Below are 7,699 nucleotides of genomic sequence, written 5' to 3' on the forward strand. Positions count from 1 at the left end.
CACTCGCAGCGCTGTTTCCGTCGTGACAGCCATAGGGCACGTCCCCGACGAGGCATGAGGGCTCCCGGAAGAGCTCCACGATGGCGTCGAGCATGGCGCCCATCATGGCTCAACCCGGAAGCACGCGTCACACCTTCACGGTCTTCACCAACGGCAGCTCACGCACACGTGTCCCCGTGAGCGCGAACACGGCGTTGGCCAGGGCCGGCGCCACGGGGGGCACGCCGGGCTCGCCGATGCCTCCGGGACGGCCGTCGCTGGGGATGATGTCGACGTGGATCTTCCGGGGCGTCTCCGCGATGCGCGCCAGGCGGTAGTCGCGGAAGTTGCTCTCCACCACGGCGCCGTCCTTCATCGTGATGGCGCCGTAGAGCCCCAGGCTCAGGCCGAACACCACCGCTCCCTCCATCTGCGCCCGGACGCGCTCCATGTTCACGATGGTGCCCGCGTCCGCGACGATCCACGCTTCGTCCACCCGGATGCGCTCGTCCGCGTCCTTCACCACCGACACCACCACCGCCACGTACGTCAGGAAGCTGCGGTGCGCCGCGAGCCCCAGCGCCCTTCCCTGCTGCTTGCGCTCATCCCAGCGCGCCAGGCCCGTCACCCGCTCAATCACGCGCCGAAGCCGCGCCGTGTCCACCGGGTGCTCTTCGATGGACTGCCCGTAGTTCGGCACCTTCGCCACACCCAGGTCCTTGGGCGTCACGATTCGCGAAGGCCCCAGCACCTCCAGCAACGTGTCGCGCGGATCCGTGCCTCGCTCGTGCGCCAGTTCGTCGATGAAGCTCTGCACCGCGAACGCGTGGTAGATGTTCGCCACGGACCGCAGCCAGCCGATGCGCGTGTGCGCTCGCGCCTCGCAGTTCTCCATCCGGACGTCCGGGATGGCCAGCGGCAGGTCCACGATGCCCTGCCCCATCTCCCCTTCGCCCGCGAACGTCGCGTCCGCGAACGTGGAACCGATGGGCGGAAACGCGATGCGCTGGTGCCAGGCCACCACCTTGCCGTTCGCGTCCAGACCGGCCTCCAGCCGCTGCGCGCTCGTGGAGTGGTAGTAGTCGTGGCGCACGTCGTCCTCGCGCGTCCACTGCAGGCGCACCGGCGCGCCCACCGCCTTCGCCACCAGCGCCGCCTCCACCACGTAGTCTGGCTTCGACTTGCGGCCGAACCCGCCACCCAGCAGCGTCACGTGGATGGTCACCTTCGACGGATCGATGCCCAGCGCCTTCGCCACCTCGCTGCGCGCGGCCTGTGGGTTCTGCGTCGTGGCCCACACCTCACAGGTGCCGTTCTCCACCTTGGCCACCGCCGCGGGCGGCTCCATGGGCGCGTGCGCCAGGTGCGGCGTGTTGTACGTGGCCTGGACCCGCTTCGCCGCCTTCGCCAGCGCGCCTTCCGCGTCGCCGACGTTGCGCACCACCTTGCCCGGCTTGCCAATCACTTCCAGCAACTGCTCGCGGTACGCCACCGAGTCGTAGACGGCGTTGTCCCCGCCCTCCCACGTCACATCCAGCGCCGCGCGCCCGCGCATCGCCGCCCAGGTGTTGTCCGCCACCACCGCCAGCCCGCCCAGCGGCTGGAACAGGAAGGGCTTCTTCGCCGCCGGCAGCTCCACCACCTGCCGCACACCCGGCACCGCCAGCGTCTTCGTCGCGTCGTAGCGGACCACCCGGCCTCCCGCCACCGGCGGCCGCGCGATGACCGCCGTGCGCATCCCCGGCAACACGACATCCGCGCCGAACACCGCCCGGCCCGTCACGATGTCCGGCCCGTCCAGCAGCGGCAGCTCCTTGCCCAGGTTCTTGAGCTCGCTGCGCGGCCTCAGCGTCACCGCGTCCTTCTTCGGGACCTTGAGCTTCGCCGCGTCACCAGCCAGCTCGCCGAACTTGAGCGTCCGCTGCGTGCCCTTGTGGAAGACCGCGTGGTCGCGCGCCTCGCACTCGGCGGGCGCCACCTTCCAGCGCTTCGCCGCCACCGCGACCAGCATCGTGCGCGCCGTCGCGCCCGCGTAGCGCAGGTCGTCGAAGATCTTCCGCACGCTGCTGGAGCCGTCCGTGTTCTGGTCTCCGTAGGCCTCGTCGCCGTCGCCCTGGACCACCTTCACGTGGGCCATGTCCGCGCCCAGCTCGTCCGCGATGAGCACCGGCAGCGAGCTGCGCACGCCCTGCCCCATCTCCGAGCGGTGACAGACGATGGTCACCACGCCGTCCGGCGCCACGTGCACGAAGACGTTCGCCCGCAGGCCCTCCGTGGGCACCGCGGGCAGCGACGTGGGCATGGGCGCGGCGTGCGCCCTGGCGGGGAGGATCACCTCCAGCCCCAGGCCCGCGGCCACGAGGCCCATTCCTTCGAGCACGGAACGGCGCGACAGACGGATGCGCGTGTCTTGCATGGTCGGAGCCCTCATTCCGTCGGCATTCCCGCCGCCTTCTTCACGGCGGTGCGGATGCGCGTGTACGTCCCGCAGCGGCACAGGTTGCCCGCCAGCGATTGATCGATCTCCGCGTCGGTGGGCTTCGGCTTCTTCGCCAGCAGCGCCGCCGCCGTCATGATCTGCCCCGCCTGACAGAAGCCACACTGCGGCACCGCCAGGTCCACCCAGGCCTTCTGCAACGGGTGCGAGCCGTCCGGCGACAAGCCCTCGATGGTCATCACCTCGCGGCCCTCCGCGCGGCGCACCGGCGTCACGCACGAGCGCACCGCCGCCCCGTCGATGTGGACCACGCACGCGCCGCAGAGCGCCTGGCCGCAGCCGTACTTCGTCCCCGTCAACGTCAGCACGTCGCGCAGCGCCCAGAGCAACGGCATCTCCGGATCCACGTCCAGCACGTGCTCGGTTCCATTCACTCGCAGACGGATGCTCACGGTCGGCTCTCCTCGCGCGGGCACTCCGCGCCGTCCTTCACCCACGCGGCCACCAGGGCCCCGAACTCCGCCTGCGTTCCCGGCGCCGGCACCCGGTCCGCTCCGGGCTTCCAGCCCCAGCCCACCAGCTCGTCATGGGCGGAGTGCTCAATCAACTCCGCCAGGCTCTTGCCGCCGTTGCGCGCCGGATCCTTCAGCTGCTCGCACAGCGAGCGCGGCGTGCGCCCCTCCAACGCCATCACCTTGGGCGCCAGGTGCCACTTGGGCGCGCCGGGGACCCGCGCCAGCTGCGCGTTGCGGTCCTGGTGGCAGGAGGTGCACTCCAGGCCGGGCACGCCCTGGTCCTCGGGGCCCCGGACCACCGGCGGGTCATGCACCTGGCTGTGGGCGCCCTGCAGGGGGCTGTCACCCACGGGGTGGCAGTTGACGCAGCGGGGATGCAGCATGACCCGGCTCGCCTCCAGGAACAGTGCCCGCGAGCGCTCCTTCTTGTCACCGATGCCCGCGAAGGACTCCGGCGTCCGGAGCGATTGCGGATCCGCGGGCGGCGGCATCACGACGGGATGCGCCGCGCGGCCTCCACAACCCGCGCTGATCAGCAGCGACAGCGACAGCGCCGCCGCCCCCGCGCCCAGCACGGCTCCCAGTGCGTTCGAGCGAAGTCTCATCGTGCCCCGTCCATCCCTTCGGCCAGAAGTCTCCCGGCCCCACGCGCAGCGTCGCGAGGCCGGACGGGCCATGCTGCCCCGCTCCGGCCCTTCGCGAGCCTGTCAAAATGCAGCATGGCCTGTGAAGGTTTTCTTCAGAACGGGTCCAGCCTGTGAGTGGACGGCGTCGTCACGCTGCGTGGGGGACGGCGGCCTTCGTGAAGGCCTCGTGCCTGCTCCAGCCCCAGCATCAACGCTCATGCCACGCGCCACCGCAAGCCATTGGCGCCGGCCGTGCCTCGCTGACACGGGCCGCTGGCGGGATTGACGGAATGTCTTTCGGGGACTCCCGGGGCTTCGTGCAAGTGCGCGGAATCGCGTGCGCGGGGGGGTTGGAACGCCGTGTGTATTGGGAAGCGCGCAAGGAGATAGCCCGCCATGCGCCAGAGCCCCGCGTCGTCCGTGTTCTCCCTCACCCGCCTCTTCGTCGAACAGTGTGCCCGCTGGAGGCTGCGCGAGGAGGTCATCGCGTTCATCCTCGAGTTCGGCACTCCCGCCCGCGCGTGCGGTGCCACCCACCTCACCGTGCACGAGCGCGACCTTCCCGTGGCGCTTCGCGATTCGTCGCTGGCCCGGCAGGCGCGCGGGTGGATCCTCATCCTCAATGACGAGGACCGGCTCCTCACCTGCTACCGCCGCCAGGACGCTTCGCGCTTCCTGCGCCAGAAGTCCAAGCGCCGCCCCGCCGGCGTCGCCCGGGACCGCGACGATTTCCTGCGCGGCCTCCAGTTCGCTCCGGCCTGAATCAGTCGAGCCCCGCCTTGCCCACCGCCCAGTAGGCCTTCACCTTGGGCGTGGCGCGCTCGCCGTCAGCGCGAAGCCGTGAGCGCAGGGCCTGGATGGACTGCGCCCGGCCCGTCATCACCAGCGTCGCGCCTGGCTTCGCGCGCAGGGCTTCGCGCAGCCGTTCGTGGATTTGCGTCAGGTGCGCGTCCCCTGCCGTGCGCTCCACGTCCTGGCCCTCGAAGCCCAGCTCACGCAGCGCGGGCGTGCAGTCCTCGCGGCGCGTCACCTCGAAGACGGGGGTGACGTCTCGCTTCGCCGCGGTGCGGAACGCGTGCGCCACCGCGAAGGACGTTTCGTCACCGAAGAGCACCACCGGCGCGTCACCGGACTCCAGCGCCACCGAGCGCCGGGGCCCGAAGAATTGCACCGTGTCCCCGACCCGGACGTCGCGGCCCCACTTCGCTCCGGGGCTGTCGCCGTGCAGGTACACCAGGAAGGCCGTGGCCCCGCGCGTTTCGTCCCACGACAGCGGCGTGTACGTGCGCATGCCCAGTCCTGGCAGGTACACCTGCACCTTGTCGCCGGGGGTCCATCCCTGCCCCCGCAGCGCGGGCCCCTCACAGTCAATCTGTCGAAACGCGCGGGACAGCTCGCGCACCTGGGTGACGCGGGCGTCGGTGAAGAGGAAGCGGCCCAGCATGCTTCCCAGCATGGCCTTCGCGGATGCCATTGAAACCTCCGTGCAGGCGTTCATACGCCTCCCTCCCGGCCCTCGCTCGTGAAGTTGCGTGAAGTCATCCACACCTTCAGGACGGAACCCCCACGAAAGGAACCGGACATGGCCCCCTGGCACCCCCGGGTGCGCTGGTTTCGGACCAGCGGCGCCGCCGTCATCGCCGTCCTGTCAGCCAGCGCCTGCGCGATGGGCCCGGAGGACTTCGGGCCGCAGGTGACGTCGAGCTCGGCGCCCCTGAGCAACCCCATGTCCCAGTTCCGGGAGGACCTGTCCCCCTACGGCACCTGGATCGACCTGCCGGACGCCGGCTGGGTGTGGCGGCCGGACCCGAACGTCGTGGGCGCGGACTTCGTCCCCTACTCCACCGGTGGTCAGTGGGTGTCCAGCGATTGGGGATGGACCTTCGAGAGTGACTGGGATTGGGGCTGGGCGCCCTTCCACTACGGGCGGTGGTTCGTCGCGCCGTCGGTCGGTTGGGTGTGGTGGCCCGACAGTGAGTGGGCCCCTGCCTGGGTGGACTGGCGGTGGGGGAACGGCTTCGTTGGCTGGCAGCCCCTCGCGCCTCCAGGCATCAGCATCGGGTTGGGCTGGACCTTCGTGGGGGCAAACGACTTCGTGCGGCCCGGCGTGGGCGTGCATCGCCTCCCGGCGTCGCGGGTCCAGGAGCTGATGCGCCAGACACAGCCCGTGGGTGAGCACGTGGTGGCCCGCGAGGGACACTGGAACCGGGGGCCGGAGCCGGAGCAGGTCGCGCGGGTGACGGGGCAACCCGTGCCGCTCGCGAAGCCCATGACGCCGCCCACGGCCCATCCGCCGCGCGCTCGCAGCGGGACCAGCGTGGCCCCGTCAAGGCCCGCTCCGTCCGTGCCCCATCACGCGGTTCCGGAGGAGCAGGCCGCACCGCGCGAGGAAGCGCATCCGCCCCCCGCGGCGACGGTCCCCGCCGCGCCACATGAGCCCATCGCGCCGCACGAGCCCACCGCACCGCACGAGCCGCATGAGCCCGCCGCGCCACACGAACCCGCGCCTCATGAGCATGCCTCTCCGGAGCATCACGAGGGCGAGCATTCCGAAGGCTCACATCACGGCCGGTGACGAGGGGGCCGGCGCTGGGTAAGAGGTCGGACATGAGACCGACCTCCGCGCTTCTCAGCCTCGTGTTGCTCGCAGCCCCGGCCTGCACCCACGGCACGAACGTCCAGGCGCCTCTTGAGCCCGCGGAACGGGCCCGCCTGCTCGCCCGGCGCGTCATCATCGCGGATGGCCACGTCGACGTGCCCTACCGCCTCCACGAGGCGCTGGGGCCCGACGGGGCACCGACCGAGGACATCTCCCAGCGCACCACCGGGGGCGACTTCGATTATCCGCGCGCCGTGGAGGGCGGTTTCGACGTGGCCTTCATGTCCATCTACATCCCCGCGGAGCTCCAGAAGTCAGGTGGAGCCAAGGCGCTCGCGGACTCGCTCATCGACATGATGGAGAAGGTGGCCCGCGACGCTCCGGACAAGTTCGCCATGGCCCCTTCCGTGGAAGTGGCCGAGCGCAACTCGCAGGCGGGCAAGATCTCCTTCGCGCTGGGCATCGAGAACGGCGCCGCCATCGAGGACCGGCTGGAGAACCTCCGCCACTTCCAGCAGCGCGGCGTGCGCTACATCACGCTCACGCACACCGAGGACAACCTGATCAGCGATTCCGCCGCCAGTCAGGGGCACGGCACGTGGAACGGGCTCAGCCCCTTCGGCAAGCAGGTGGTCGCGGAGATGAACCGCTTGGGCATCATGGTGGACGTCGCGCACCTGTCCGACGACGCCATCCGGCAGGCGGTGGACTTGAGCCAGCTGCCGGTGATCGCATCGCACTCATCCTGCCGTCAGTTCACGCCCGGCTACCCGCGCAACCTCCCGGATGAGCTGATCCGCGCCATCGCGGCCAGGGGCGGCGTGGTGATGATCAACTTCGGCTCCTCGTTCCTCATCCCGGAGGTGCAGGTCCACAACCGGCAGTTCGACACGGTGCTTCAGGCCTACGCGAAGGAACACGGCCTCACGAAGGGCAGCCCGGAGATCAAGGCCTTCATCGACACCTATCTGCGCGACCACCCGATCCCCCTGGCCCGGGTGGAGGATGTGGCCAATCACATCGACCACGTCGTGAAGCTGGTAGGCATCGACCACGTGGGGCTGGGCTCCGACTTCGACGGTGTCGGCCCCAGCCTGCCCACCGGACTCAAGGACGTCTCGCAGTACCCGAACCTGTTCCGCGTGTTGCTGGAGCGCGGGTACAGCGAGACGGACATCGAGAAGATCGCCTCCGGCAACGTCTTCCGCGTGTGGCGGCAGGTGGAGGCGTACGCGGCGACTTCACGCAGTGCGGCAAGGTAGTTCGCCAGCCGTTCGTTGGGACATCCAGCGCGGAAGCCTGGCTCCGGAGACGAAGCGCCCAAACCTGTCCGACTGGAGGGTTGCGCGGAATAGCGGTTCAGCCTGGCCGCGATGCAGGGGGAGGAGCAGGGGCCTCGAAGAGGACGAAGACGCAAAAAAAGCCGGCTGCGGGAGAGCAGCCGGCTGACGTTATGGGCCAGCAGCTTGAGGAAGACTTCCGCGTCGATGGTGGGCGGGTGCCGGGAGGAGAGGCGGTGAAAGCCCATGTCGTGCTGCAGCGA

General features: G+C 70.2%; 7 protein-coding genes. 3 read left to right on the forward strand and 4 right to left on the reverse strand.

The window, feature by feature from the left end:
* Window positions 1–127: 127 nt before the first annotated feature.
* From D7X32_RS26900 to D7X32_RS26910, 3 genes are read right to left on the reverse strand one after another with little or no spacing between them, the layout of a single operon-like run.
* Window positions 128–2,395 carry a xanthine dehydrogenase family protein molybdopterin-binding subunit gene (locus tag D7X32_RS26900; protein WP_120605432.1) on the reverse strand — a complete coding sequence of 756 codons (2,268 nt, stop codon included), beginning with the start codon at window positions 2,393–2,395 and terminating at the stop codon, window positions 128–130.
* Window positions 2,396–2,406: 11 nt separating this feature from the next.
* Window positions 2,407–2,868 carry a (2Fe-2S)-binding protein gene (locus D7X32_RS26905; protein WP_120605433.1) on the reverse strand — a complete coding sequence of 154 codons (462 nt, stop codon included), beginning with the start codon at window positions 2,866–2,868 and terminating at the stop codon, window positions 2,407–2,409.
* Window positions 2,865–3,536, reverse strand: coding sequence for an Isoquinoline 1-oxidoreductase subunit (locus D7X32_RS26910; RefSeq protein WP_120605434.1), 672 nt, complete (start codon window positions 3,534–3,536; stop codon window positions 2,865–2,867). Before D7X32_RS26910 ends, D7X32_RS26905 begins: the two co-directional genes overlap by 4 nt.
* Window positions 3,537–3,953: 417 nt before the next feature.
* Between D7X32_RS26910 and D7X32_RS26915 the strand changes: the two genes are divergently transcribed.
* On the forward strand, window positions 3,954–4,319 hold the full coding sequence (locus D7X32_RS26915) for a hypothetical protein (protein ID WP_120605435.1): 366 nt from the start codon (window positions 3,954–3,956) through the stop codon (window positions 4,317–4,319).
* 1 nt (window position 4,320) lies between these two features.
* Here the strand turns inward: D7X32_RS26915 and D7X32_RS26920 are convergent, their stop codons facing one another.
* On the reverse strand, window positions 4,321–5,031 hold the full coding sequence (locus D7X32_RS26920; protein ID WP_120605436.1) for a siderophore-interacting protein: 711 nt from the start codon (window positions 5,029–5,031) through the stop codon (window positions 4,321–4,323).
* A 108-nt stretch (window positions 5,032–5,139) separates the two neighbouring features.
* On the opposite strand from D7X32_RS26920, the gene D7X32_RS26925 reads away from it, so the two are divergent.
* Both D7X32_RS26925 and D7X32_RS26930 read left to right on the forward strand, forming a co-directional pair.
* On the forward strand, window positions 5,140–6,132 hold the full coding sequence (locus D7X32_RS26925; protein WP_120605437.1) for a DUF6600 domain-containing protein: 993 nt from the start codon (window positions 5,140–5,142) through the stop codon (window positions 6,130–6,132).
* Between the two features lie 32 nt (window positions 6,133–6,164).
* The gene (locus tag D7X32_RS26930) at window positions 6,165–7,418 is read left to right on the forward strand and encodes a dipeptidase (protein ID WP_120605438.1); all 1,254 of its coding nucleotides are present in this window, start codon (window positions 6,165–6,167) and stop codon (window positions 7,416–7,418) included.
* Window positions 7,419–7,699 lie beyond the last annotated feature (281 nt).

The organism is Corallococcus carmarthensis (assembly GCF_003611695.1).
GTDB lineage: Bacteria > Myxococcota > Myxococcia > Myxococcales > Myxococcaceae > Corallococcus > Corallococcus carmarthensis.

What these genes read in the sequence shown, in the direction of transcription:
- D7X32_RS26900 (WP_120605432.1), bottom strand. Translation starts at nt 2,395, where the DNA reads ATGCAAGACACGCGCATCCGTCTGTCGCGCCGTTCCGTGCTCGAAGGA.
- D7X32_RS26910 (WP_120605434.1), bottom strand. Translation starts at nt 3,536, where the DNA reads ATGAGACTTCGCTCGAACGCACTGGGAGCCGTGCTGGGCGCGGGGGCG.
- D7X32_RS26915 (WP_120605435.1), top strand. Translation starts at nt 3,954, where the DNA reads ATGCGCCAGAGCCCCGCGTCGTCCGTGTTCTCCCTCACCCGCCTCTTC.
- D7X32_RS26920 (WP_120605436.1), bottom strand. Translation starts at nt 5,031, where the DNA reads ATGGCATCCGCGAAGGCCATGCTGGGAAGCATGCTGGGCCGCTTCCTC.
- D7X32_RS26925 (WP_120605437.1), top strand. Translation starts at nt 5,140, where the DNA reads ATGGCCCCCTGGCACCCCCGGGTGCGCTGGTTTCGGACCAGCGGCGCC.
- D7X32_RS26930 (WP_120605438.1), top strand. Translation starts at nt 6,165, where the DNA reads ATGAGACCGACCTCCGCGCTTCTCAGCCTCGTGTTGCTCGCAGCCCCG.